Source organism: Alteromonas oceanisediminis (assembly GCF_018474025.1).
Taxonomy (GTDB): domain Bacteria; phylum Pseudomonadota; class Gammaproteobacteria; order Enterobacterales; family Alteromonadaceae; genus Alteromonas_E; species Alteromonas_E oceanisediminis.
The window spans coordinates 224,071-249,095 of record NZ_JAHCTA010000004.1 but is presented as its reverse complement, the minus strand read 5'-3'; the positions used below and the strand labels follow the sequence as shown (position 1 = coordinate 249,095).

Below are 25,025 nucleotides of genomic sequence, written 5' to 3'. Positions count from 1 at the left end.
CACACAATGACAGATATGACCTTTCACAGCGCTCAAGCGCGTAGCGCTCAATTGCAAGCGCTAATCAACGATCACAACTATCGCTATTATGTGCTCGATGAACCGCAGGTTCCTGACGCAGAGTACGATCGCTTGATGCAAGAGCTACTTGGGATTGAAAAACAGTTTCCCGACTTGATCACACCGGAATCGCCCACTCAACGTGTTGGCGCTGCGCCGCTGAGTGCATTTACGCAAGTAACGCATGAACTGCCTATGTTGTCGCTCGACAATGCTTTTTCTGAAGATGAGATGGCGGCGTTTGTGAAGCGTTTAGGCGATCGCATGAACAGCAGCTCGCCACTGACTTTCGCGTGTGAGCCCAAGTTAGATGGGCTGGCGGTAAGCATTCTGTATGTAGATGGAAAGCTTACGCAGGCTGCAACGCGCGGCGATGGCCGTGTGGGTGAAGATATCACGTCTAATGTTCGCACGATCAGCAACGTGCCGCTTTCATTACGCTCAGACGATTATCCGCAGCGCCTTGAGGTGCGCGGCGAGGTATTTATGCCTAAAGCCGGATTTGAGGCGCTTAATGCCGCACAGCGCGAGCGTGGTGGTAAAGTTTTTGCAAATCCACGCAATGCGGCTGCGGGAAGTTTACGTCAACTCGATCCTCGTATTACGGCAACGAGGCCATTAGCCTTTTTTGCTTATTCGATGGGCGTTGTCGACGGAGTGAAACAAGCGCTGGCGGAGACACATACCGAGCGATTAAGCCAACTTTCACAGTGGGGGATCCCTGTCAATGCGCTTTGTGAGCCCGCGCAGGGCGCTGACGGTTGCCAACAATATTATGAAAAGCTAGCGCAACAGCGCGATAGCTTAGATTATGAAATAGACGGCATTGTATTTAAGGTAAACGCCATTGCCTTGCAGCAGCGTCTTGGCTTTGTCGCGCGCGCTCCGCGTTGGGCCATTGCGCGCAAGTTTCCTGCTCAGGAAGAAATAACCACGTTGATTGACGTTGAGTTTCAGGTCGGCAGAACCGGCGCTGTGACACCGGTAGCGCGTTTGGAACCTGTTTTCGTCGGCGGTGTGACTGTCGCCAACGCGACGTTGCACAATGGTGATGAAATCAAGCGATTAGGCGTGCGTATTGGTGATCGTGTCGTAGTTCGACGTGCAGGCGATGTGATACCTCAGGTTGTTTCTGTCATCACGACAGAGCGACCTGACAACGCGCCTGAGATCGTGTTTCCCTCAGCATGCCCGGTGTGCGGCTCAGCTGTTGAAAAACTTGCTTCTGAAGCTGTAGCGCGATGTACAGCCGGGCTATTCTGCGCAGCACAACGTAAAGAAGCCCTAAAACACTTCGCCTCTCGCAAAGCGCTCGATATTGACGGACTTGGTGACAAACTCATTGAGCAATTAGTCGATGCTAAAAAAGTCACATCACCGGCTGACTTGTTTACACTTAGCCTCGGTGATTTAATCGGCCTTGAGCGTATGGCTGAAAAATCTGCGAGTAAGTTAGTCACTGCGCTTGAGGCGGCAAAGCGCACAACGCTCGCTAAGTTTTTGTATGCGCTGGGTATCCGCGAAGTCGGAGAGGCGACCGCCAATAACCTAGCCCAGCATTTTATTGAGTTAAGCAATATTCAAACAGCCACGGTCGCGCAATTAGTCGAAGTGGATGATATCGGTGAAGTGGTTGCTCATCATATCGTCAATTATTTTAGCGAGCCGCACAACAAAGAAGTCGTCAAGGCATTGTTGGAACAAGGGGTTCATTGGCCTGCCATTGTGAAAAGTGATCAAGGTGACCTGCCGCTGACAGGGAAAACCTGCGTGATCACTGGTACGTTGTCATCCATGGGCCGCGATGAAGCGAAGCAGGCTTTACAGCAATTAGGTGCGAAAGTGGCTGGTAGTGTATCGACCAATACGGATTTTTTGGTCGCGGGTGAAAAAGCAGGGTCAAAACTCACTAAAGCTCAGGATCTGGGGATCGAAATTTGGGATGACGAGCGGCTCACCACGTTCTTATCGTCTCACAAGCGCTAACGGGTGTAACCGTTAAGCTTTAGAGGCGCGCGCTTTCTGGCGCGCTTGCCACGACTTAACCACTGACCATCGCCATACCCAGTTGAGACCGTAATACCCCACTAAGCCAGCAACGACAGAGCATATAGCGCAGCCTAACAAAAATGCCGGGCCAATGGTTCCGATACTTTCCGCTACCCATGACCAACTGAGCTCAAATGCGAAGTCGCCCATACTGGTCCCCAGTACGGTACTGCCCACTTTATACGCGGCATAAAATAAGGGTGGCATCGTGAAAGGGTTGGTGATCCAGACGGTAGCCACTGATAACGGCAAGTTTACGCGCAGCGGGATAGCCGCCGCTGCGGATAGCCACATTTGAAACGGCACTGGCCAGAACGCGAAAAATAAACCAACACCAAATGCTCCGCACGCTGATTTTCGGTTCAAGTGCCATAAGTTGGGTTCATGTAGCACCTTGCCAAATACCGAAAGATAGCGGTTCGTCTTAATACTCTGGGGATCAGGTAACCAGCGGCGAATGAATTTCTTCGGCATGAGATTAGGTCAGCGCCTCACAATCAAGGAAGACAAACACCGTGCGCAAGCGCATCGTTGAGCGGCAAAACAACCTATTTTTGCTAAGCTTCATTGTGATTTTTATCTCCCAACTGTTTTGGGCAACATTACCGGCAGCTCATTGGCTGGCTATTGCTGTTGGTCTAATTGCACTAGCGACATTGATTTCCTGCCGTATTCCGGTTTGGAAATCGTCCACAAAGCGCCTGACGAGCATACTTTTGATCGGGTGTCTCGCCGGGTTCTTCTGGGGGGGCAGTGTAGGTCATTGGTACAAGCGTTGGCAACTCTCAGGCGTAGAATTTCAACAAGATGTCACAATTGCGGGACGGATAACGGCGATCCAGCATGACTTTGGCTCCTCGCGCCTCTCAGTAGATGTATTTTCAGTTAATGATTCTCGTTACACAGTGTCCCGGCATTTTAGGGTTAACTGGTATCGTCCTGCTGTTGTGGCGAATGTCGGTGACAATATTTCGGCAACGATACGCTTGAAACCGCCACGCGGTTTAGGCAATCCGCACGCCTTCGATTATGAAAAATGGCTAGTTGCTAATAACATCGTGGCAACCGGCTATATAAAACATAAAACGTCTACGGTGATTACTCGCCAGCCGATATCTGTGCGTCAAAGCTTGATAACGCAAGTGATGGATTTGGAGCTTAAAAATGCGCGATGGTTGGCGGCGCTGAGTCTCGGTGACAGGCAAGCCTTCACTGACCACGATTGGCAGTTATTGCAACACACCGGTACGGCGCATCTTTTTGCCATATCTGGGCTTCATCTGAGTATTGTGGCCGGAATGTTTGTTGCGCTTGCTTCTGCATTACCGCGAGTGATGGTGAGCCAATTGGGTGACTCGAAATGGCTACAAGGCTTTCTGAGTCGACATCAAATTAATTTCCAGCCTTTGGTGTTCTTTGCAGCGCTGCTGCTCGTGACGGCCTATGCGTATCTGGCAGGATGGCAAATCCCTGTGCTCAGAGCGTGGACAGCACTCGTCCTCGTGACTTTACTCACGATAAAGCGCTGCCGTATCGCGCCATCAGATGCACTGATCGGGGTCGTTTTCGTACTGGCGCTGTGCGTGCCCTACAGTATTTATAGTGGTAGTTTTTGGTTAAGTGTTGGCGCGGTTGTTGTTATCGTCTTTATGCTGTGGCGCTGGCCTCAGCGTCCAGTAGGCTGGCGCGCAAAAATGATTACCCTGCTGCGTTTTCAGTGCGTGTTAAGCGTTGCAATGGCCCCGTTAATCGTTGCACAGTTTCAGTTCTTTTCGCCATGGGTCATTGTCATTAATATCGTTGCGGTGCCACTTGTCACCCTCGTTCTCGTGCCCTTGTGCCTGTGTGCAACGGTGCTTCTTACGGTACACCGAGGCTTTGCATTTGAAGCCTTTCGTCTTGCCGACGGCGTGATGGAGGCTGTGCTATGGATAATGCACCATGCTGACTCACTGAATGTCATGAAATGGGAACACGTCAGCTTTTGCTCAGAGTCACTCCTGTGTATTGCTGTCGCGATATTCATTGCCTTGCTACCGTCTTTTCGGGGCAAACGTATGTTGATGAGTATTTGGATGTTGCCTGTGGTGGCTGAATTGAGTGGCCCGGTGCTGGCCGATGAAAGCAAGGTTGACTCAATGCCGTGGCAGTTGCATGTTTTTGATGCGGGTCAAGGCACTGCACTTGCTATCACGCGTGGTCAGCGAGCCATGCTGATCGACACGGGTTCTGCCTTTGATAGTGGTTTTAGTATTGCAAATAGTGCGGTTATTCCTTTTTTACGCGCGCAAAAAATCACCGACGTTGATACGCTAGTCGTGAGTCACGGCGACAATGATCATGCCGGTGGTACGGACACACTGGTCGCCGCATTTCCAAACATGCAAGTGATAACGCAACACGAGTGCGTTGCCGGGCAGTCATGGCGATGGCAACAATTGAGTGTAAAAGTGCTTTGGCCGTTGCCTGAATGGCAGCAAACCGCGTCAAAGAGCACTAATGACGCCTCCTGTGTCTTAATCATCAGTGATGGGCACACGCAAGTTATGATGCCTGGTGATATCAGCCGTACGTCAGAATTGGCAGTGTTAAGATTTGCTGATTCAGGCTGGCATCAAACTCCTGTTCAATCTGATGTGTTAATCGCACCTCACCATGGCAGTAACACCAGTTCGAGTCAGGCGTTTGTCCAGGCAGTCAGCCCTAAACATGTGGTCTACGCGAATGGGTATCAGCATCGCTGGGGCTTTCCCAAGCCCGAAGTTGTCGCGCGTTACGATGAACTGGAAGCGCATGCGTGGCAGAGTGCTGAGCACGGCTACATTCGTTTTACCATATCACCGCATGGATCAGAGATACGCGTTAACACCTTTCGTCAGGATTTGTCAGCGCGGTGGTTTCGCTAGGGTTTTCAATCATTTTTGCGTACAATCAAGGGATTAACTCGTCAATTATATAGCGTATCTATTCGTGAGTAGTCATTTAGCACAGCCAACACACGTAAGGCGATTTCTCCGCTATATCAGTGTTTTCAAGTTGCCTTTCTTTTTTGCCATACTGGGTATGGTGGGATATTCGTTGGTCGATACTTTTGTATTTTCGCAACTTAAACCCATCATCGATGAGAGTTTGGGTACAAATAACTTCGATTATTTGCGCCTTGCGGCCTACCTGATCATTCCGTTATTCATCTTGCGTGGCGTGTTCAATTTCATGGGGACCTATACGTTAGCTTGGATTGGTTCGAAAGTTGTGATGCGCATGCGCCAGCAGTTGTTTGATAAATACATTCATTTACCCGTGAGTTTTCATGATGAGCATTCGGTTGGCACGTTAATTTCTAAGGTAACTTATGATACTGAACAGGTAGCGAATGCTGCGGGTCGAGCGTTGTTAATTTTAGTCAGAGAAGGCGCACTGGTACTGGGTTTGTTGGTAGTGATGTTCTACTATTCCTGGCAATTATCTCTGATTTTTCTGCTGATAGGGCCGGTCGTCGCGTTGATTGTGTCATACGTGAGCAAACGCTTTAGACAGGTCAGTAAAACCATTCAGCAGGCGATGGGCAGTTTGACCACTGCAGTAGAACAAGCCGTGAAAGGGCATAAAGTCGTACTGATGTTCGGTGGTCAAAACATTGAGCGACGCCGCTTTAAGCAGAAAAATAATCATAATCGCCAACAAACCATGAAACTCACTACGACGCAGATATTAAGCGTATCTTCCATTCAGGTGATCGCCTCGGTTGCGTTAGCGGTTGTGCTCTACATAGCCAGTACGCCAGGCATGATTGATAACCTCACAACGGGTGTGTTTGTCAATGTGGTGTTTTGTATGGTGATGCTATTGAAGCCGCTCAAGCAATTAACCACGGTAAATAATGAATTTCAAAAAGGCATGGCCGCCTGCGCGAGTATTTTCGAATTACTTGACCATGCCAATGAACCTGATGAAGGCGGTATTAAAATCGATCGCGTAAAAGGTGCCATTGCATTTAACCACGTCACCTTTCGATATCCCAATCAACACAATGATGCACTAACCGATGTTTCTTTTCGTGCAGAACCCGGACAAACCGTTGCTTTGGTCGGTCGTTCGGGAAGTGGTAAATCAACGATGTCGAGCTTACTCACACGTTTTTACACGCCGCAGCAAGGCAGTATTGTGCTTGATGACACCGATATCAGCGCATTTGACCTAAAATCGTTACGCCGCCAATTTGCGCTAGTCTCTCAGCAAGTCACCTTGTTTAATGACACGGTTGCCAACAATATCGCCTATGGTGCGCGCAAAGAGGTGAGTAGGGAAGATATAGAGCGCGCAGCCAAGGTAGCCCATGTTGATGAATTCGTCACCCAGCTCAGCCACGGGTACGACACGATTATTGGCGAAAACGGCCTAATGCTTTCTGGCGGTCAACGTCAGCGGATTGCTATCGCGCGCGCGGTGCTAGTGAACGCCCCAATACTGATTCTTGACGAGGCCACTTCTGCGCTAGACACTGAGAGTGAACGCCTGATACAAGATGCGTTAGAGCAATTGCAGAAGCAATGCACTAGCATCGTGGTTGCTCACAGACTGTCAACCATCGAAAATGCTGATCTGATACTCGTCATTGATGAGGGGCAGATTGTGGAGCAGGGCACACATCAGCAGTTGTTGGAACACTCAGGTGCATACGCGCAGTTGCATAAACTCCAATTTGGTTCGGTCGAGTAGCTATGGCGTTGCAGCAACGTCTAGAGAGTGCTTGGCAACGGGCGCCCACTTGGTTGTGGTTGCTCGCACCCTTTGCTCTGCTGTTTGCGGTAATGACTGCTGTGCGTCGCGCACTTTATCGCAAAGGTCTGTGCGCGGTTCATCATACGTCTGTTCCCACGATCGTGGTTGGCAATGTCAGTGTGGGTGGCAATGGAAAAACCCCCGTGGTGCTTGCACTCATGGAGCATTTTGTGGCCAGAGGTCTGCGTGTTGGTGTGTTGAGTCGTGGGTACGGTGGTACCGTCGCTGAGTTTCCTTATCAGGTTAGTGCTAACGACTGTGCTGAACGAGTGGGTGATGAACCCTGGCTGATTTATTCGCGTCGAATGGCAACGGTTGTCATTGATCCAAACCGGCCTCGGGGGGCAACGTTATTGTGTGCGCTTCATTGTGATGTGATCATCTGTGACGATGGGTTGCAGCATTACGCTCTGGGTCGGGATATCGAGATTGTGGTGATGGACAAGCGCCAATTAGGCAATGGTTATCTGTTACCCATGGGGCCGCTGCGCGAGTCTCGTCGACGACTCGCACGTATCGATTGTTTGGTGCGCAATGGCCAGTTTCCATTGACAAGCTCGGTGCAATGCTCGTTGAACGGCAGCCACGCTGGTGCTAACACGTGCATGATTTTACAACCGGTTTGCTTTATTAATGTGGCAGACTCTTCGAAAAAAATGACGCCGGCCGCGTTTGCACAGAAGTATCCGGCGGTGATTGCGGCTTGTGCCATCGGCAACCCTAATCGTTTTCTAGAAACACTTCACTCGTTGAATATTAAACCATCCCGAGCTTTGTGCTTTAATGATCACCACCAGTTCGCCAGTAACGAACTGCCACGCGATGCTTTGGTGATCACAGAAAAGGATGCGGGTAAAGTCACAGAGTTCGCCCATCCAGACTGGTGGTATTTGCGTGTTGATGCAGTGCTGGATAACGCGTTTTATCAGCATGTAGATAGTTTATTAGCGGCTCACAAGCCAATAAATCAATGAGAGTACTCAATGGCATTTGATAGAAAATTATTAGAAATAGTCGCTTGTCCGATATGCAAGGGTAAGCTGTTGTACAAGCCAGAAGACAATGCGTTGATTTGTCGCTTTGATCGATTGTCCTATCCCATCAAAGACAACATTCCGGTGTTACTCGAAACGGAAGCGACCCCGTTAACGCTCGATCAAATCGAAGCACTGAAATAGGAGCTTGTATGGCATCGCATGACGTTGTTGTGGTCATCCCGGCACGCTATGGCTCGACTCGTTTTCCCGGAAAGCCACTAGCCGATATCCACGGAAAACCAATGATCCAGCATGTGTACGAACGAGGATTAGAAGCGCAAGCTTCGCGCGTAGTCGTTGCTACCGATGATCAGCGTATTGTTGATGCCGTGAAAAGCTTTGGTGGTGAGGTGTGCGTAACCAGCGCGCTACATGAGTCAGGCACGGAGCGGATTGCCGAGGTGATTGACATGTTATCAATCGCGGATCCTACCATCGTCGTCAATGTACAGGGTGATGAGCCGTTTATTCCAGCCGAGAATATACGTCAGGTTGCGCGGAACTTGCAGCAACGCCCGGTCGTTCACATGAGCACCTTAGCAACGCCATTAACGGATACGGCAGATATCGATAATCCTAACGCGGTTAAGGTGGTAGTCAACACGCATGGGCATGCCTTGTATTTTTCACGCGCTAGCATCCCATTCCATCGCGATGCGCGAGCTGCCGATGCGTTGGCAGACAATGCCAAGGTGATGCGTCGGCATATCGGTTTGTACGCGTACCGAGCGGCATACGTGAAAACCTACGTGAACTATTCGCGTAGCGAGTTGGAAGGGATAGAGAGCTTAGAGCAACTTCGAGCGCTGTGGTATGGCGACATTGTTCATGTTGATGAAGCCCATGAACCACCGCCAATCGGAATTGACTCACCCGATGATTTACAGCGACTACTGGCGATGAAGTCAACAACGAGTTAATTGAGCAGAAACGAGGAGTAGGACTATGAATATCGTTATCACAGGGGCTAACCGTGGTATTGGGTTAGCCATGGTAAAACGTTATCGTGCGGCAGGGGAAAGTGTTTATGCGTTGTGTCGGCATACCAGTGAAGAGCTCAAAGCAACCGGTGCCGACGTTATCGAAGGCGTTGATGTAGGCAATGCCGAACATCTGCCCTCTGCATTGGCGGCGTTGAAAAAAGTATCTATTGATGTGCTGATTAATAATGCAGGAGTACTTGCTAACGAATCGCTCAATGAGTGGAGTCCTTCCACCATCGAACAACAGTTTAGGGTCAATGCATTAGGTCCGTTACTGGTCACTCAAGCATTGAAAGAACAATTCGTGAAAGGTGCCAAAGTTGCCATGATCACGTCACGTATGGGGTCGATGGAAGATAACGGTTCAGGGGGATATTACGGTTATCGAATGTCTAAAGCAGCACTCAATGCCGCAGGCGTGTCACTTGCACGAGATATGGCAGAACAGGGCGTCGCGGTTGCCCTGTTGCACCCTGGGTATGTGCAAACCGAAATGGTTGGTTACGGTGGTGATATTGATGCCGATACTGCCGCTGAACGTTTGTTGGCGCGTATTGATGCACTGACATTAGATAACAGCGGATCATTTTGGCATAGCAATGGCGAGAAGCTACCTTGGTAGGGTAGCTATTCGTCATCCACCACAACTCCCCAACAATCGTGCTGATCGGTGTGGATGATGTGCGCCCACACGCGTTGCCCTGGCGTTAGATGATGCACCCCATTTAAATGCACGACACCGTCAACCTCCGGCGCATCGGCATAGCAGCGCCCGACTGCGCCCTCGGCATCGACCGAATCAATGACAATCTGATATTCATTTCCGATGCGCCCACGCAACCGCTCTGCGCTTATTTCACTTTGCACTTCCATAAAGCGCGCTAGACGAAGTTGCTTAATGTCTTCTGGAATGGGGTCGGGCAGTGAGTTAGCCGTCGCGCCTTCTACCGGCGAGTAGGCGAAACAACCGACACGATCCAATTGCGCCTCGCGTAGAAAATCCAACAGCTCTTCAAACTCTTCGTCGGTTTCGCCTGGAAAACCGACAATAAATGTAGAGCGAATAATTAACTCAGGACACTGTTCACGCCATTGCTTGATGCGCTCTAAGGTGCGATCAGCACTCCCCGGACGCTTCATTAAACGCAGAATGCGTTTACTGGCATGCTGAAAAGGGATGTCCAGATAAGGTAAAATTTTTCCTTCTGTCATGAGTGGGATGAGTTTGTCAACGTGAGGATACGGGTATACGTAATGCAACCGAACCCACATACCCATTTCGCCCAGTTTTTCACACAGTTGCTGCATGTGAGTTTTAACCGGCATGCCGTCCCAAAATCCGGTTTGATGCTTAACATCAACACCATATGCACTGGTATCTTGTGAGATCACAAGAAGTTCATTCACCCCCGCATTTTTAAGGCGCTTCGCCTCGTCAAGGACTTCGCCCACCGGGCGGCTGACTAAATCGCCGCGCATGGAGGGAATAATGCAGAACGTGCAGCGGTGATTACAGCCTTCAGAAATTTTTAAATAGGCAAAATGTCTGGGCGTGAGTTTGACACCATGGTCAGGGACTAAATTTAAAAATGGATCATGTTTAGGCTTAGGCAAGTGTTCATGCACTTGTTCAACCACGGTCTCGTACGCATGAGGACCTGTGATCGCCAGCACATTAGGGTGTACTTCTCGGATCTCATCTTCTTTAACGCCCAAACAACCCGTGACGATAACTTTGCCATTCTCGGCCAATGCTTCGCCGATAGTATCGAGTGACTCTTCAACCGCGGCGTCAATAAACCCACAGGTGTTGACGATGACTAAATCTGCATCACGATAGGTTGGTACAACATCATAGCCTTCGGTGCGAAGCTGGGTCAGGATCCGCTCTGAATCAACTAAATTCTTCGGGCAGCCCAGCGACACGAAGCCGATGCGCGAGCCGCTCGCCGGTTTATCATTTTGCCGGGCTTGTGCGGCCAACGTTTTTTGGGGCGTCTCCAGCGTGGTCGTTTGGATCGGATTGACTATATTAACCGTCATTTTTCTCTCTAAAACACAGAAATCGTTATTGGCGTTGATTATAATGGTCACAGCCCGGTAACGCACACCTATTTCACAATCGCTTCAATACACAAAAATTAGGAAGGTTAATGACTCAGCAAGATGGCAGCGCGTCGCGATATCAAAAAATTCCCTTGCCGCTACACTGTTATGATGAATCCGGGCATATTAAACCGCCCCTCATGTTGTATCTATGCGCTATCTGGTTATGTAAAGGCCTCGTTGTACTGATCCTCTCAGCATCACTACGTGATAATGCAACCGCGTTGATTTCTCTATTCTACCCCGACACCGGTCATTGGTATCAGAGCGTTATTCCAGCCATGTTTGGTATTACTAGCCTGCTGATCCTCAGTTTGCGTGACACGTTAAGAGCACGAAACGCTCTGCAGTGGCAGCGACAGGTGAAACACATTTTGTTGGCTGGGCTCAGTGTTAGCGTGATAATTCAACTACGCCTTGTTGCTATAAATCATGGCCAGTTTGAATGGGCAAGCGGGATACTTTTGCTCGTCTCACTGGCTTGCGCTGGCTATCTGCTGCGCAGTCGACATGTGGTGTTATTCGTGCGTGATGCGAATGATTAAAATAGGCCCAAATTCATTGCGCTTATCGTGCATGATTTTTCACCGCCTCATCAAAGTAGGCTTTTACACTAATGTGGCTGTCGTTCACCAAACGCTGATAACAGATACCGGCGAACGCGTAAGATTTATCCTCGAACTCCATGACAACATACGGTGACTTGGGGTCAGACGTATCGTAATGCCACGTACCGCCTACGCACTTCTTAAACACTTCACCCATGTACGCGCCGTAGATATTGCACAAAGTGAACACGGCTTGGTCTTCTAGCGCACTGTCTTGATATTTATCTAAAAAACTGAGTATGACGTCATCAATAATCGCTATGCTTTCAACACTGCCGTCAAGATGCAGATTGAATTCGTTTTCGGTGGTGAGAACGGCATTGTCTGCACTGTCTTGCATCAATTTATCAAGTTCGCTTTGCTGCATGGTATTGGCCTTTATCAGTGTTTTTTAGTATGCGATAACCTCGGCTATTGTGCGTCAGTGAGAGGAATTTGTCGATGCTCAAGCAACAACGTTGCTAGAAGCTGGCTCCCAGGTCCTAGGTTGTCCGGCGAGGGGATAACCAAATACGACGTAAGTTGGCGAAATGTGCTGCCTGCTATCGATAGCTGAATCAATGAACCATCAGCCAGTGAGGCTGAGACTTCGTGTTCAGGGAGCCAACAGAATCCCATTCCACGTCTTAGCAGTGCTATTGCGCTTGTGAATTGACTGACTGTCCAACGAGATTCAGACTTAAGCCAACCTTGCTGCTCGCGGGGATTTAACGCTGAGTCTTTGATCACAATTTGAAGCTGTTGTTGCAGCGCATTAGGGTCGATGGGTTGCTCAAGCGATGCCAATTCATGTGAGGGGCTACACACAGCCACAAACCGCACGGTCGCAATCGGTTCGCCCAGATGTCCTTTCGGGATACTGTGTGCGATCACTAAGTCGGCCCAGCCTTGAGTAATCGCGTCTTCAGTGCCTGTTAACACCGTATCAAGCAATCTTAAACGGCTGCCGCGCGAATCGGGAAGAAATTTTTCAAGCGCAGGTAAAAGCTGTTCGCGTGGATACGCCAAATCTATTGCAACCGTAATCTCAGGTTCCCACGATTGTTGAATGTTTGAGGCTAAATGTTCTAAATCCTCCACCGTTTGCGTGATGTATCGGGAGCGCCTAAGCATAACTTCCCCAGCTTCAGTCAGTTGTGCCTTTCGACCTACCACCGTCAGCAACTCCACTCCTAGCTGTGTTTGTAGTTTTGCCACCGCATGATTCAGCGATGATTGGCTTTTGTTGAGATGGCTTGCTGCCTGAGCATAGCCACCGCAATCAACCACTGCCTGTAAAATGCGCCATTGCTCAAGCGTTGTCTTATGCCGGTACATAATGATGAAATTTTCTTAATAGGTCACAGCGAATATTATGGGTTACTGTAGCCTAAGCTTGAAATAAGGTCTAAAACTGAATCACTATGAAATATTACGTAACCCTTCCACTAACCGCTCTTTTGGCGTTGGCGATGATGCAATTTCTCGTGCTATACGAGATTATTCCACCTGGCACACAAATCTTGGAGCATTTGCAAAGTCAGCTAAACACGTATTTCTACGCCCTAACTGGCCTGCTAAATTTACCCTATTATTTGCTATTAATTGCCGCCACCGCTTTTGCAAGTGAAGAAATTATGCAAGTGGCTGAAAACCCAACGTTGGTCTTTTCCCTGCTGTCTATCTGGCTGTTCGTGGCGTGTATTCTCGATTGGCGGAAACACTTCCGCTCAGTCGCTTCGGATTAAGTCTGTTTCGCGAGCCACTTTTCCACACCACGAGCAGCGGCAACCATACCGAAACTCGCCGTGACCATCGTGCTGGCACCAAAGCCCGAGCTACAGTCGAGTCGGGCACTGCCTTGCGTTATTGACTTGTTAAACGCAACACTGCCATCAGGTTGTGGATAGCGCAATTGTTCTGTTGAATAGACACACTCAATACCGAAGCGGCGCTGTGTGTTTTTACTGAAATTGTAAAATCGCCGTAGTTCAGAGCGCAACTTTGCAGACAGTGGATCTTGCGTGGTTTTTGCAAGATCGCCACTGGTTATCTGGCGCGGATCCACCTGACCACCAGCACCACCCACTGTCACAATGCCAATTTTGTTGCGCTTGCAAAAAGCGATAATAGCGGCTTTTGCTTGGATACTGTCGGTCGCTTCAATGACCATATCAAATTCAGCCGTGATCAATGTGCTGACATTATCGGGAGTCACGAAATCTTCTACCGCTTTAACACGACAATCGGGTGAAATAGCCGTGATCCGGTCAGCCATCACATCTACTTTGGTCGCGCCAACAGTATTCGTGAGAGCGTGTATCTGTCGATTGGTGTTGGTTGTGCAGATATCATCCATGTCAATCAGTGTGATGTTGCCAACACCCGTGCGAGCCAATGCTTCAGCGGCCCAGCTGCCAACGCCGCCAATGCCGATGACACAAAAGTGGGCTCGTTGCAGTAGAGCAAACTGTTGCTCGCCGTAAAGCCGGGCAATTCCACCAAATCGTTGTTTTTCAGCCATATTAAGTTTCGTATCTATCCATTGCGGTTGCATGTTATCGGGGCTACTCTACTGATTTTCAATGGTGTGAAAGCGCAGATGCAGAACAATTTTGATTTTATCATCATTGGCGGCGGTATCGTAGGAGCAGCAACAGCATTGACGCTCAGCCAACGATTTCCTCGTAAGCGCATCACGCTGTTAGAGAAGGAATCAGATGCCTCTTTACATCAAACGGGTCGCAATTCGGGTGTTATTCATGCTGGCGTCTATTATAAACCAGGTTCGTTGAAAGCCACGCTTTGCCGTCAGGGTCTTGATGAAACCATCCGATTCTGTCAGCAACACAATATCCCTTATCAGCAATGTGGCAAACTTATCGTCGCCAGCGATGCAACTGACTTAACCCGGATGGAAAGTCTGCAGGCACAATGTGAAGCCAATAACCTAGAACCACACTATCTGAACGCCCGTGTACTGTCACAAAGGCAGCCGAACATACGCGGATGTGGCGCTTTACATATTCAGCGCTCTGGTATCACTGATTACCGCGCTATTGTCAAACAAATGCTCAGTCTTTGCGTTGCGCGAGGAGTGATCCTGCAGTTCAACTCACCGGTGTCCCATTTGCACGAAACATCAACAGGGATGCAGGTAAGCATGAACGCTGAGACACGCTCGTTGTCTGCTGATTTTGTGATCAATTGTGCGGGTATCTACGCAGACACGCTGACTCGCTCTCAAGGACTTAAGCCAGATTTTGCGTTATTACCATTTCGAGGAGAATATTACAGGCTTGCTTCACGCTGCGACCATATAACCAACACACTTATTTACCCTGTGCCCGATCCGGATCTGCCATTCCTTGGTGTGCATATCACGCCGATGATTGGTGGTTATCTCACGGTTGGGCCAAATGCCGTGTTGGCACTTGGCAAAGAAGCCTATCAAAAGCATCAATTTAACTTCCGTGACCTAGCCCAGATGGCGACGTTCGGCGGCAGTTGGCGACTGTTTTCCAAACACTATCGGCAGGGACTGGCAGAGCTCAAAGACTCATTCAGTCAACGCGGATACTTACGCCGCGTTCAACGGTATTGTCCCAGCATACAGAGTCGTGATTTGTTGCCTTATCGAGCAGGCATCAGAGCACAAGCTGTGTCTCTAAGCGGTGACTTACTCCATGATTTTGAATTCGTTCAATCGCCTCACGCGCTGCATATTGGTAATGCACCCTCGCCAGCGGCAACATCAGCACTGCCCATTGCTAAAATGATTGTTGACAAAATCAGTTAACAGTCGGAATCAATGGTGAACCAATAATTCTAAAAAATAGAACGTTATGACTTAAATTTGCTGACGTACTTTCGATCGAAACCAGACTATGCTGTGTATAGACAAGTGTTCCATACTCAACCGGAAAGGAGAATTTCAATGGGTCTTTTAGTCGACGGGCAATGGCAAGATAAGTGGTATGACACCTCATCCAGTGGCGGCAAATTTGAGCGCCAAGCCTCTCAGTTCCGAGAAACCGTGAGTCAAGATCATGCGACATTCAAGCCTGAATCAGGGCGGTACCACCTGTATGTGTCACTCGCCTGTCCATGGGCCCACAGAACCTTAATTTTTCGCAAACTGAAGCGGTTAGAGCAACATATCGGTGTGTCTGTGGTGTGCCCTGATATGCTTGAACAAGGGTGGACGTTCGAGCGCTTTCCAGACGCTACGGGCGATAAACTATTTGATTTTGACTATATGCACCAAGTATATACAAAGGCCAAGCCCGATGTCACAACGCGCGTGACAGTGCCTGTGTTGTGGGACACTAAAACAGATACACTGGTCAACAATGAATCGGCGGATATTATTCGGATTTTTAATAGCGCGTTTAATGATATCACTGGTAACGTCGACGATTATTATCCGTCCGCGTTACACACAGAGATTGATACCATCAATGATTTTGTGTATCACAATATCAATAATGGCGTGTATAAATCAGGCTTTGCGACGACGCAAGAGGCTTATGAAGAGGCTGTCACCGCTCTGTTTAACGCACTTGATGTGGTGGAAGAGCGTTTAGCCAAGCAGCGCTATTTGGTAGGCGACCAAATCACTGAAGCCGATTGGCGATTGTTTACGACACTGGTGCGCTTTGACGCTGTGTATGTGGGTCACTTTAAATGCAACATTCGGCGGATCGTGGATTACCCGCATTTGTGGGGTTACTTGCGCGACTTATACGCAGTTGAAGGTGTCGCTGAGACAACCAATTTCGCACATATAAAACGCCATTACTATTACAGCCACGACATGATCAACCCAACACGCGTCATCCCCAACGGGCCTGTCATTGATTTCACACAGCCTCATTCACGCGCGGACATTTCGAAATGACAGCCTCAATTGTGCAGCGTGTGCGAGGGGTATCGACTGCCGATGGTGCCGGTGTGAAATTAAGACGAGTGATTGGTCAGCCGTTACTTGCACGGTTGGATCCGTTTTTAATGCTGGATGAGTTTGGTTCAGACAAAGCCTCTGACTATCTGGCAGGGTTTCCGCCACATCCACATCGCGGCTTTCAAACCGTGACTTACATGTTGAAGGGCAGAATGCGTCATAAAGATTCTGTCGGTAACGAAGGGCTCATAGAAGATGGCGGAATTCAGTGGATGAACGCAGGGCGGGGTATCATTCACGAAGAAATGCCAGAGCAAAGCAGCGGTTTGATGCGCGGCTTTCAACTATGGGTAAATTTACCGGCTGCATTGAAATTATCGGAACCCGACTACCAAGATATTCCAAGCAGTGACGTCCCGCAGTTCGATATTGATGATGGACTAGAATGCCGGCTTCTTAGCGGAAAACTGGATCTAGACCGAAGGACCGTCAGCGGCCCCGTAAAAACGATTTCAGCGCAACTTTCGCAACCCTTTTTTGCAGACCTTTTTACAACAACGGTTGATAAAAGCAGTGAGCAAACCGTAAACGCTACTGTGGCGCTCGATCCTGAGTATCAATATTTTGTATACTGCTACGAAGGCAGCATCACCGTTGAAGATCGGGTTTTGCACGCGGGTGAACTAGGAACATTAACACGCGATCACGCGTTAGCGGTTACGGTATCACCCAAATCTGCATTTATTGTAGTTGGTGGTCAACCGATCAATGAACCGGTCGTTCAGTATGGTCCGTTTGTGATGAATACACAGGCCGAGATTGAGCAAGCATTGCAGGATTATCAATCCGGGAACTTCGTTTAAGCACTGAGACCCGCTGAGAGATCAGTCAGGGCAATCATTGAATACACAGCGCAGGTTGCATACACTCGCGGTTTCAAGGATTAATTCTCCAGCTTATAGGAAATCAAAGTTATGCAACCTGTTGTTCTTGCGGGCGGCTCAGGCAGTCGGTTGTGGCCCAAATCGCGCGTTGCGCTACCTAAGCAGTTTCTGGCACTCACGTCAGAACACTCCATGCTACAGGAGACACTATTGCGCTTGTCGGGCACAACCGCCCAATCGCCTATTGTAATTTGTAATGAAGCGCACCGCTTTTTGGTTGCAGAGCAATTGCGCACTGCGAAACAACAACATGGTGGTATCATTCTCGAGCCCGTGGGCAGAAATACAGCCCCTGCCATTGCTCTAGCAGCATTTCATGCGATGAAAGAAAATTCGGATTCACTGTTGTTGATCTTAGCGGCTGATCATTTAATCAGTCAGCTACCGGCATTTCATACCGCGATTGAAAAAGCTGAAAAGCTTGCTCAGCAAGGAAAACTTGTGACTTTTGGTATCGTACCAAACCAACCTCACACGGGATATGGATACATTAGAGTTGGTGATGCGATTTCACACGGCTACGCAGTCTCTGAATTTGTAGAGAAACCTGACCAAGCCAAGGCGCAGCGCTACGTCGACTCAGGTCAATACTACTGGAACAGTGGTATGTTTATGTTTTCCGCGCGCCTCTACCTCCAAGAATTAAAACGCTTCGCGCCGGCTATCTTTGATGCTTGCGAGCAAGCGATTGCCAGCGAAACAGCGGATTTGGATTTTATTCGCATCGATGAAGCGGCCTTTTCCACCTCACCCGATGACTCGATTGACTATGCAGTGATGGAAAAAACCGAACACGCAGCGATGGTTCAACTTGATGCGGGCTGGAGCGATGTAGGGAGCTGGTCATCGCTGTGGGAGACCGCCTCGCACAAAGATGCTCGTGGGAACGTCCTTGCAGGCGATACCTTGCTGAATAATGTTGATGACTGTTATATCAATGCCGAAGAGCGTTTGGTCGCTGCGGTGGGTCTGAAGGATATTGTGATTGTCGAAACAAAAGATGCGGTACTCGTGGCTGACAAACACAAAGTTCAGGACATCAAGGCCATCGTCAACACATTGAAGGCTCAGAAGCGTCCAGAGTTTGAATTTCATCGAGAAGTCTTTAGGCCATGGGGTAAGTACGATTCCATCGATAGTGGCGATCGTTTTCAGGTCAAACGGATCACGGTTAAACCGGGTGAAAAGTTATCAGTACAAATGCACCATCATCGCGCTGAACACTGGATTGTGGTGTCTGGTACTGCGCGCGTAACCATTGATGAAAAAGTGACCATGATGACCGAAAACCAATCAATTTACATTCCCATTGGTGCGATCCACGCTCTTGAAAACCCTGGCAAGATTGAACTGGAGTTGATTGAAGTTCAATCGGGTAGCTATTTGGGGGAGGATGACATCGTCCGGTTTTCAGACCGCTATGGAAGAGCCGCAGAGACAGTCAAAAAATGAGTCGACGCATCGCGTGTTTTAAGGCGTACGATATTCGTGGCAAGTTGCTTACAGAGCTTGATGAAAATATCGCATTTCGTATCGGTAAAGCGATTGTCGAGGTGCTGTCGGCAAAGTCTATTGTGGTAGGCAGTGACGTGCGATTGACGTCAAATCCTTTAAAGCTCGCCCTCAGCGCGGGCGCAATCAGTGCAGGCGCTGACGTGATAGACATCGGAATGGTTGGGACAGAAGAGGTCTATTTTGCCACTTCACTGCTAAAAGTGGATGCGGGCATCGAAATTACAGCCAGTCACAATCCACTGGATTACAACGGCATGAAAATCGTCAAGAAAGGTTCGGTGCCTATCAGTGGCGATTCCGGCCTGAAAGACATTAGGCAGCGCGCTGAGAGGTACGATGAAGATGACGTGAATAGTGCACTTGCTGCATTATCAGACAATGGGCAGATAGGGTCGCCCAATGATTTTCTTGCCGGTGAGCCAACGGTATCAATGTCGCTTTTCGAACAAACTGCATACCGGCAGCAATCAACACGCAGTGAGTATGTAGCACACGTCTGCAGCTATATTGACATCCAAGCGTTACACAATAAGCGATTTGTGGTCAATGCCGGAAATGGCGCTGCCGGGCCTGCACTGGATGCGATAGAAAACTATTTACGCTCGCAGGGTGTTTGGGTCCTTTTTGACAAGGTGCATCATCAGCCTGATGGGCAGTTTCCGAATGGCATTCCTAATCCGTTACTTCCTGAAGCCAGAAGCGACACGGCCGACGCTGTCATAGCGTGTCAAGCTGACATGGGTATCGCTTGGGATGGTGATTTTGACCGTTGCTTCCTGTTTGATGAAACGGGCCAATTTATTGAAGGTTATTATATTGTTGGTCTGCTCGCTGAAGCGTTTTTAAAAAAACATCCCGGGCAGGGGATCATTTATGACCCACGTGTCTATTGGAACACGGAGGAGATCATTGCTTCTTCGAAAGGCAAAGCCATAAAAAGCAAAACCGGCCACGCGTTCATTAAAGAGCGAATGCGAAAAGAAGATGCAGTGTATGGCGGTGAGATGAGTGCCCATCACTATTTTAGAGACTTTGCCTATTGTGATTCCGGTATGATCCCATGGTTATTGGTGGCAGAGTTAATGGCCGTCAGTAAGCAGCCTTTATCCATACTTGTCAATGATCGCATCGCTCGCTTTCCCTCGTCAGGTGAAATCAATAGTACAGTGACCGATGCCGATCAAACCCTCTCTCGTGTGCTAGCGCATTACCGACCACTTGCGAATGAAATTGATGAGACTGACGGACTCGGTCTGTCGTTTGGAAATTGGCGTTTCAATTTGCGTAAGTCCAACACAGAGCCGGTGATCCGTTTGAACGTGGAAGGCCGAGGAGATGAAGCGCTGGTGGCAGAAAAAACGTCTGAACTGCTCAACATGATACGACGTTAACGTGACGACAACCAAATCATAGCAGCATGGCAAATGACGACGATTGTGGTGAGTATGACACGCATGCGGGTATACTCCACAATCATATGTTTGCTTAAACGCAGCGTGAATTTGTCATACACCACCATACCGACATAGGCGAGTGAGAGCACACCGAGCGTGCGTGCATCAGCGAACACGACGAGCGCGAGCCAGCCTACAATACTGGGTAACATGGCCACGTAAATTTGATGGCGGTTGGTGGGCTCAGTGAGTGCCGCGAACCAATGTACGCCGCCGAAAAAAGACAGGATGATTGCCGAGTACTGACTGAAAAACGCGAATGCCTGTGCGTAACTGAGCATGCCCATTTGCAGCGCAATCGGAATGGTAACAAAAGGGATGAGCCCTAAATAACCCAGTGTTTTAACTTCTTTTTGCATAATGTCTGTTTCCATAAAAAAACGGCGTCACCAAGGACGCCGTTAACACATTAATGCCCGTTTACTTTTTAATGGGCTTGTATTCGCGGTGCGCTGATCCGGTATAAAGCTGTCGTGGACGACCGATTTTCTGGCCAGGTTGAGACAGCATTTCGTGCCAATGTGAAATCCAGCCCACGGTGCGCGATAACGCAAATATACAGGTAAACATATTGGTTGGAATACCAATGGCTTTCAATACGATGCCCGAGTAGAAATCGACATTGGGGAACAATTTTTTCTCAGCGAAGTAATCATCACTTAACGCTATTCGCTCCAGCTCCATGGCGACGTCGAGTAACGGATCGTCAATTTTCAATTCGTCTAATACTTCATGGCAACTCTCGCGCATCACCGTCGCACGTGGATCATGGTTTTTATATACGCGGTGACCAAAGCCCATTAAACGGAACGAATCATTTTTGTCCTTGGCGCGGGCAATAAATTCTGGAATACGGTCGACCGTGCCAATTTCTTCCAGCATATTTAGACAGGCTTCGTTCGCACCGCCATGTGCAGGGCCCCATAGAGACGCCACACCAGCAGCAATACACGCGTAAGGGTTAGCGCCTGACGAACCCGCTAAACGAACGGTTGATGTTGAAGCATTTTGCTCATGGTCCGCATGCAAAATAAAAATACGGTCCATCGCTCTTTCGACTGCAGGGCTGATTTTGTAGTCTTCCGCGGGCACTGAAAACATCATGTTGAGGAAGTTGCCTGCGTAACTTAGATCGTTACGTGGATATACAAACGGCTGACCAATATTGTACTTATAACACATGGCTACCAGCGTCGGCATTTTTGCAATAAGGCGATGTGCACTTCGCAGACGTTGGGTTTCACTATTGACGTCTAAATCGCTGTGATAAAAAGAAGAGAGTGCACCGACTGTGCCACACAGCATTGCCATCGGGTGGGCGTCGTTGCGAAAACCGTGGAAAAACATGTTAAGTTGGTCGTGAACCATCGTGTGACGAGTGATGGTACGCTTAAAGTCTTGATATTCGTCGCTGCTTGGCGCATCGCCATGTAACAGCATATAGCACACTTCCAGGTAATCGGAATCACGCGCTAAAGATTCAATATCAAAACCGCGATGCAATAGCTCGCCCTTCGCTCCATCGATATAAGTAATGGCTGATTCACACGAACCCGTGGCCATAAAGCCGGGGTCGAAAGTGAAATATCCGGAAGCGCCCAGTTTTCTAACGTCAATCACATCGTGACCCGCGGTACCACTTAAAATGGGAAGTTCAATTTCTTTATCACCGGCTTTCAAAATGGCTTTTTGGTCGGCCATGTATGCTCTCCTCAGACTAATTCTTGATGACGCACTCTGCGCAAAACAGCGCAGTTGCGATGGGAAAAGTGGCGCTATTTGTACTGATAAAGACACAATAAGTCAATTTTAATGCTTATTTGGTCAATAAATATTCTAGATTCTTTCTCGTAATAATCCAGTCAGATACAGGTATGCAAATTGGATTACGACTAAAGTGTTAAAATAGAACAAAAAATTGTATTTATACTGGCTGCTGGATATACTCTGGCGGTGTTGAATATAAAGAAGAATGACTATGTTACGAAGGCAACTAAATAGTCACAAACAGTTAACATCTCAGGGATTGAGGCTTTTAACACCACCACAAACACGCCATCAGGACGCTATTGAAGACGTGTTAATTTCGGACCTTACAGGCTATAGATTGTGAAAAAGCAAAGACCAGTAAATTTAGACCTAAATACGATTAAATTTCCGCCGTCTGCTATTTCTTCGATCCTACACAGGATCACTGGGGTAGCGATGTTTTTTGCGCTGTTATTCGTCATCTGGGCATGGGCAGTATCCCTAGCCAGTGCGGATGGGTTTAATACCGTGCAAACATTGATGAACGGCATTCTTGGCAAAATCGTTGCGATCGGCACGATTTCTGCGCTGACATACCACATTCTCGGCGGTATTCGTCACGGCATTATGGACATGGGCTACTGGGAGGAAATCCAGTCGGGAAACAATAGTGCCCGCGCCATTATTGGTGCGTGGATTGTTCTCACTATCGTAGTAGGAGTCGTATTATGGTAACCAGCCAAGCATCGATTAAAAGAAATGGTGTGCAGGATTACGTTTCGTTACGTGGCACGGCCATTATCATCGCACTATTCAGTTTTTACATGGCTTGGTTTTTTATCACCACTGACAACATCACATTTCAGGTGTGGACCCAGCTATTCTCATCAATTGCAATGAAGGTATTTACGTTTGCGGCCTTGTTATCAGTCATGATCCACGTTCGCATCGGTATGTGGCAAGTGCTCACCGATTACGTTAAATCTACTGGCCTGCGCGCATTCATTCAATACGTGCTAAACCTTATCGCCTTCGCGTACGTAGCAGTAGGCGTCTTTGTATTGTGGGGAGTGTAGTATGAGTATCGCAGTTCATGAGTATGATGCCGTTGTTATAGGCGCTGGCGGCGCGGGTATGCGGGCGGCGCTACAGATTTCACAATCTGGCAAGTCGTGTGCGTTGTTGTCGAAAGTATTTCCAACTCGTTCTCACACCGTTTCTGCGCAAGGCGGCATTACTGTTGCCCTAGGGAATTCCCATGAAGATAATTGGGAATGGCATATGTACGACACCGTTAAAGGCTCTGATTACATCGGTGACCAAGAAGCCATCGAATATATGTGTAAAACAGGCCCTGAAGCCATTATAGAAATGGAAAATATGGGGTTGCCGTTTTCACGCACGGACGAAGGAAAAGTGTATCAACGCCCCTTCGGCGGGCAATCAAAGAATTTTGGCGGCGAGCAAGCAGCTCGAACGGCCGCAGCGGCTGACCGTACAGGCCACGCACTGTTGCATTTGCTTTATCAGCAAAATGTTAAGAATAAGACGCAGGTTTTCAGCGAATGGTATGCACTCGATTTAGTTAAGAATCAAGATGGCGATGTGGTGGGCTGTACTGCGATCGATATTGAAACCGGCGAAGTTGTCTATTTCAAGAGCCGAGCTGTGGTGTTAGCAACAGGCGGCGCAGGGCGTATCTACGCGTCTACAACGAACGCACACATCAACACCGGCGATGGTGTGGGTATGGCGTTGAGAGCGGGCGCGCCAGTTCAGGATATGGAAATGTGGCAATTCCACCCGACAGGCATTGCCGGTGCCGGCACACTCGTCACCGAGGGGTGTCGTGGTGAAGGCGGCTACTTATTGAATAAAGACGGTGAACGTTTTATGGAACGTTACGCGCCGAACGCAAAAGACTTGGCGGGGCGTGATGTTGTTGCTCGTTCTATGATGACCGAGATCCGCGAAGGACGAGGCTGTGAGGGGCCGTGGGGCACTCACATAAAGCTGAAACTTGACCATTTGGGTAAAGATGTTCTTGAGTCCCGTCTACCGGGTATTTTGGAGTTGTCACGCACGTTTGCACATGTCGACCCAGTCAAAGAGCCGATCCCGGTTATTCCAACCTGTCACTATATGATGGGAGGCATTCCAACCAATGTGGATGGGCAGGTGATCGATATCGACGAGAACGGTAACGAAACGCCGATGAACGGCTTGTTTGCCTGCGGCGAAATAGCCTGTGTATCTGTGCACGGCGCGAACCGGTTGGGTGGAAACTCGCTACTTGATTTAGTGGTATTTGGTCGTGCTACCGGGTTACATCTGGGTAAAAAGATCGGCGAGATGGAGCCTTCTCGTGACGCATCAAAAACGGACGTCGAAGCTGCGCTGTCACGCTTTAACCGCTGGGAAAACTCAGAAAAAGGCAAGGGCGAAGATCCAGTACAAATCAAAAAAGACATGCAAAAATGCATGCAGCTCAACTTTTCTGTATTTAGAGAAGGCGATGCCATGGCCGAAGGGCTCAAAGAGTTGTCAGAAATCCGCGAGCGTTTAGCCAACGCACGTCTGGACGATAAAAGCAGTGATTTCAATACGATGCGTATTGAATGTTTAGAGCTGGATAACTTAATGGAAACTGCGTACAGCACAGCAGTCGCTGCGAATTTCAGAACAGAGAGTCGGGGAGCGCACAGTCGCTTCGATTTCCCTGACAGGGACGATGACAACTGGTTATGTCACAGTGTGTACGTGCCTGAGTCTGAAAAAATGATGAAACGTGACGTTAATATGGCGCCGAAGCTTCGTGAAGCATTCCCGCCTAAAGCGCGTTCGTATTAAGTGGAG

At 48.8% G+C, this 25,025-nt stretch carries 24 protein-coding genes; 17 read left to right on the top strand and 7 right to left on the bottom strand.

Going from position 1 to position 25,025, the window contains the following annotated elements; genetic code table 11:
* The first annotated feature begins 15 nt into the window (after positions 1-15).
* Positions 16-2,046 (top strand): NAD-dependent DNA ligase LigA, encoded by a 2,031-nt coding sequence (gene ligA / locus KIU71_RS08780; protein ID WP_390881844.1) that lies wholly within the window; start codon positions 16-18, stop codon positions 2,044-2,046.
* A 12-nt stretch (positions 2,047-2,058) separates the two neighbouring features.
* Here ligA and KIU71_RS08775 read toward each other — a convergent pair whose 3' ends face one another.
* Complete coding sequence (locus KIU71_RS08775) at positions 2,059-2,583, bottom strand: DUF2062 domain-containing protein (RefSeq protein ID WP_214130874.1); 525 nt, start codon at positions 2,581-2,583, stop codon at positions 2,059-2,061.
* A 41-nt stretch (positions 2,584-2,624) separates the two neighbouring features.
* Between KIU71_RS08775 and KIU71_RS08770 the strand changes: the two genes are divergently transcribed.
* The 6 genes from KIU71_RS08770 to KIU71_RS08745 all read left to right on the top strand — a co-directional run bounded on the left by KIU71_RS08770 (position 2,625) and on the right by KIU71_RS08745 (position 9,533).
* A complete protein-coding gene (locus KIU71_RS08770) occupies positions 2,625-5,015 on the top strand; it encodes a DNA internalization-related competence protein ComEC/Rec2 (protein WP_214130872.1) in 2,391 nt (796 codons plus the stop codon).
* Between the two features lie 64 nt (positions 5,016-5,079).
* Entirely contained in the window at positions 5,080-6,828 is a 1,749-nt protein-coding gene (gene msbA / locus KIU71_RS08765) for a lipid A export permease/ATP-binding protein MsbA (protein WP_214130871.1), read from the top strand.
* A 2-nt stretch (positions 6,829-6,830) separates the two neighbouring features.
* Positions 6,831-7,865, top strand: a complete 1,035-nt coding sequence (lpxK, locus tag KIU71_RS08760; RefSeq protein ID WP_214130869.1) for a tetraacyldisaccharide 4'-kinase — start codon at positions 6,831-6,833, stop codon at positions 7,863-7,865.
* 9 nt (positions 7,866-7,874) lie between these two features.
* Positions 7,875-8,069 carry a Trm112 family protein gene (locus tag KIU71_RS08755; RefSeq protein ID WP_214130868.1) on the top strand — a complete coding sequence of 65 codons (195 nt, stop codon included), beginning with the start codon at positions 7,875-7,877 and terminating at the stop codon, positions 8,067-8,069.
* Between the two features lie 8 nt (positions 8,070-8,077).
* On the top strand, positions 8,078-8,848 hold the full coding sequence (gene kdsB, locus KIU71_RS08750; protein ID WP_214130867.1) for a 3-deoxy-manno-octulosonate cytidylyltransferase: 771 nt from the start codon (positions 8,078-8,080) through the stop codon (positions 8,846-8,848).
* A gap of 25 nt (positions 8,849-8,873) precedes the next feature.
* A complete protein-coding gene (locus KIU71_RS08745) occupies positions 8,874-9,533 on the top strand; it encodes an SDR family oxidoreductase (protein WP_214130865.1) in 660 nt (219 codons plus the stop codon).
* Between the two features lie 5 nt (positions 9,534-9,538).
* Here KIU71_RS08745 and rimO read toward each other — a convergent pair whose 3' ends face one another.
* Positions 9,539-10,954 carry a 30S ribosomal protein S12 methylthiotransferase RimO gene (rimO, locus tag KIU71_RS08740; protein ID WP_214130863.1) on the bottom strand — a complete coding sequence of 472 codons (1,416 nt, stop codon included), beginning with the start codon at positions 10,952-10,954 and terminating at the stop codon, positions 9,539-9,541.
* A gap of 110 nt (positions 10,955-11,064) precedes the next feature.
* Between rimO and KIU71_RS08735 the strand changes: the two genes are divergently transcribed.
* Positions 11,065-11,562, top strand: coding sequence for a DUF2919 family protein (locus tag KIU71_RS08735; protein ID WP_214130862.1), 498 nt, complete (start codon positions 11,065-11,067; stop codon positions 11,560-11,562).
* 22 nt (positions 11,563-11,584) lie between these two features.
* On the opposite strand, the gene KIU71_RS08730 is transcribed toward KIU71_RS08735, so the two are convergent.
* A complete protein-coding gene (locus KIU71_RS08730) occupies positions 11,585-11,992 on the bottom strand; it encodes a hypothetical protein (RefSeq protein ID WP_214130861.1) in 408 nt (135 codons plus the stop codon).
* A 44-nt stretch (positions 11,993-12,036) separates the two neighbouring features.
* Entirely contained in the window at positions 12,037-12,942 is a 906-nt protein-coding gene (locus KIU71_RS08725) for a LysR family transcriptional regulator (RefSeq protein WP_214130859.1), read from the bottom strand.
* Positions 12,943-13,028: 86 nt separating this feature from the next.
* Between KIU71_RS08725 and KIU71_RS08720 the strand changes: the two genes are divergently transcribed.
* On the top strand, positions 13,029-13,352 hold the full coding sequence (locus KIU71_RS08720) for a hypothetical protein (protein WP_214130858.1): 324 nt from the start codon (positions 13,029-13,031) through the stop codon (positions 13,350-13,352).
* Here the strand turns inward: KIU71_RS08720 and tcdA are convergent.
* Positions 13,349-14,128: a tRNA cyclic N6-threonylcarbamoyladenosine(37) synthase TcdA gene (gene tcdA, locus KIU71_RS08715; protein WP_214130857.1), complete on the bottom strand. Its 780-nt coding sequence runs from the start codon at positions 14,126-14,128 to the stop codon at positions 13,349-13,351. The two genes, KIU71_RS08720 and tcdA, sit on opposite strands and share 4 nt — an antisense overlap.
* A 78-nt stretch (positions 14,129-14,206) precedes the next feature.
* Between tcdA and lhgO the strand changes: the two genes are divergently transcribed.
* The 5 genes from lhgO to KIU71_RS08690 all read left to right on the top strand — a co-directional run bounded on the left by lhgO (position 14,207) and on the right by KIU71_RS08690 (position 20,357).
* A complete protein-coding gene (lhgO, locus tag KIU71_RS08710; RefSeq protein WP_214130856.1) occupies positions 14,207-15,403 on the top strand; it encodes an L-2-hydroxyglutarate oxidase in 1,197 nt (398 codons plus the stop codon).
* A 138-nt stretch (positions 15,404-15,541) separates the two neighbouring features.
* The gene (locus KIU71_RS08705; protein WP_214130854.1) at positions 15,542-16,504 is read left to right on the top strand and encodes a glutathione S-transferase family protein; all 963 of its coding nucleotides are present in this window, start codon (positions 15,542-15,544) and stop codon (positions 16,502-16,504) included.
* A complete protein-coding gene (locus KIU71_RS08700) occupies positions 16,501-17,370 on the top strand; it encodes a pirin family protein (RefSeq protein ID WP_214130853.1) in 870 nt (289 codons plus the stop codon). Before KIU71_RS08705 ends, KIU71_RS08700 begins: the two co-directional genes overlap by 4 nt.
* Before the next feature lie 111 nt (positions 17,371-17,481).
* Complete coding sequence (locus tag KIU71_RS08695) at positions 17,482-18,903, top strand: mannose-1-phosphate guanylyltransferase/mannose-6-phosphate isomerase (RefSeq protein WP_214130851.1); 1,422 nt, start codon at positions 17,482-17,484, stop codon at positions 18,901-18,903.
* Positions 18,900-20,357 carry a phosphomannomutase CpsG gene (locus tag KIU71_RS08690; RefSeq protein WP_214130850.1) on the top strand — a complete coding sequence of 486 codons (1,458 nt, stop codon included), beginning with the start codon at positions 18,900-18,902 and terminating at the stop codon, positions 20,355-20,357. The genes KIU71_RS08695 and KIU71_RS08690 overlap by 4 nt, the downstream gene beginning before the upstream one ends.
* Here the strand turns inward: KIU71_RS08690 and KIU71_RS08685 are convergent.
* On the bottom strand, positions 20,354-20,779 hold the full coding sequence (locus KIU71_RS08685) for a DUF3429 domain-containing protein (RefSeq protein WP_214130849.1): 426 nt from the start codon (positions 20,777-20,779) through the stop codon (positions 20,354-20,356). The genes KIU71_RS08690 and KIU71_RS08685 overlap by 4 nt on opposite strands.
* A gap of 61 nt (positions 20,780-20,840) precedes the next feature.
* Positions 20,841-22,121, bottom strand: coding sequence for a citrate synthase (locus KIU71_RS08680; RefSeq protein ID WP_214130848.1), 1,281 nt, complete (start codon positions 22,119-22,121; stop codon positions 20,841-20,843).
* 408 nt (positions 22,122-22,529) lie between these two features.
* Between KIU71_RS08680 and sdhC the strand changes: the two genes are divergently transcribed.
* Genes sdhC through sdhA form a run of 3 tightly spaced genes read left to right on the top strand, consistent with a single transcriptional unit; the run spans position 22,530 to position 25,019 of the window.
* Positions 22,530-22,904, top strand: a complete 375-nt coding sequence (gene sdhC / locus KIU71_RS08675; RefSeq protein WP_214130847.1) for a succinate dehydrogenase, cytochrome b556 subunit — start codon at positions 22,530-22,532, stop codon at positions 22,902-22,904.
* The gene (gene sdhD / locus KIU71_RS08670; RefSeq protein ID WP_214130846.1) at positions 22,898-23,245 is read left to right on the top strand and encodes a succinate dehydrogenase, hydrophobic membrane anchor protein; all 348 of its coding nucleotides are present in this window, start codon (positions 22,898-22,900) and stop codon (positions 23,243-23,245) included. The genes sdhC and sdhD overlap by 7 nt, the downstream gene beginning before the upstream one ends.
* A gap of 1 nt (position 23,246) precedes the next feature.
* Entirely contained in the window at positions 23,247-25,019 is a 1,773-nt protein-coding gene (gene sdhA, locus KIU71_RS08665) for a succinate dehydrogenase flavoprotein subunit (protein WP_214130845.1), read from the top strand.
* The last annotated feature ends 6 nt before the right edge of the window (positions 25,020-25,025 follow it).

Bases quoted from the DNA above. Each gene is read 5' to 3' on its own strand.
- ligA (WP_390881844.1), top strand. From the start codon at position 16: ATGACCTTTCACAGCGCTCAAGCGCGTAGCGCTCAATTGCAAGCGCTA.
- KIU71_RS08775 (WP_214130874.1), bottom strand. From the start codon at position 2,583: ATGCCGAAGAAATTCATTCGCCGCTGGTTACCTGATCCCCAGAGTATT.
- lpxK (WP_214130869.1), top strand. From the start codon at position 6,831: ATGGCGTTGCAGCAACGTCTAGAGAGTGCTTGGCAACGGGCGCCCACT.
- KIU71_RS08755 (WP_214130868.1), top strand. From the start codon at position 7,875: ATGGCATTTGATAGAAAATTATTAGAAATAGTCGCTTGTCCGATATGC.
- kdsB (WP_214130867.1), top strand. From the start codon at position 8,078: ATGGCATCGCATGACGTTGTTGTGGTCATCCCGGCACGCTATGGCTCG.
- KIU71_RS08745 (WP_214130865.1), top strand. From the start codon at position 8,874: ATGAATATCGTTATCACAGGGGCTAACCGTGGTATTGGGTTAGCCATG.
- rimO (WP_214130863.1), bottom strand. From the start codon at position 10,954: ATGACGGTTAATATAGTCAATCCGATCCAAACGACCACGCTGGAGACG.
- KIU71_RS08735 (WP_214130862.1), top strand. From the start codon at position 11,065: ATGACTCAGCAAGATGGCAGCGCGTCGCGATATCAAAAAATTCCCTTG.
- KIU71_RS08730 (WP_214130861.1), bottom strand. From the start codon at position 11,992: ATGCAGCAAAGCGAACTTGATAAATTGATGCAAGACAGTGCAGACAAT.
- KIU71_RS08725 (WP_214130859.1), bottom strand. From the start codon at position 12,942: ATGTACCGGCATAAGACAACGCTTGAGCAATGGCGCATTTTACAGGCA.
- KIU71_RS08720 (WP_214130858.1), top strand. From the start codon at position 13,029: ATGAAATATTACGTAACCCTTCCACTAACCGCTCTTTTGGCGTTGGCG.
- tcdA (WP_214130857.1), bottom strand. From the start codon at position 14,128: ATGGCTGAAAAACAACGATTTGGTGGAATTGCCCGGCTTTACGGCGAG.
- lhgO (WP_214130856.1), top strand. From the start codon at position 14,207: ATGCAGAACAATTTTGATTTTATCATCATTGGCGGCGGTATCGTAGGA.
- KIU71_RS08705 (WP_214130854.1), top strand. From the start codon at position 15,542: ATGGGTCTTTTAGTCGACGGGCAATGGCAAGATAAGTGGTATGACACC.
- KIU71_RS08700 (WP_214130853.1), top strand. From the start codon at position 16,501: ATGACAGCCTCAATTGTGCAGCGTGTGCGAGGGGTATCGACTGCCGAT.
- KIU71_RS08695 (WP_214130851.1), top strand. From the start codon at position 17,482: ATGCAACCTGTTGTTCTTGCGGGCGGCTCAGGCAGTCGGTTGTGGCCC.
- KIU71_RS08690 (WP_214130850.1), top strand. From the start codon at position 18,900: ATGAGTCGACGCATCGCGTGTTTTAAGGCGTACGATATTCGTGGCAAG.
- KIU71_RS08685 (WP_214130849.1), bottom strand. From the start codon at position 20,779: ATGCAAAAAGAAGTTAAAACACTGGGTTATTTAGGGCTCATCCCTTTT.
- KIU71_RS08680 (WP_214130848.1), bottom strand. From the start codon at position 22,121: ATGGCCGACCAAAAAGCCATTTTGAAAGCCGGTGATAAAGAAATTGAA.
- sdhD (WP_214130846.1), top strand. From the start codon at position 22,898: ATGGTAACCAGCCAAGCATCGATTAAAAGAAATGGTGTGCAGGATTAC.
- sdhA (WP_214130845.1), top strand. From the start codon at position 23,247: ATGAGTATCGCAGTTCATGAGTATGATGCCGTTGTTATAGGCGCTGGC.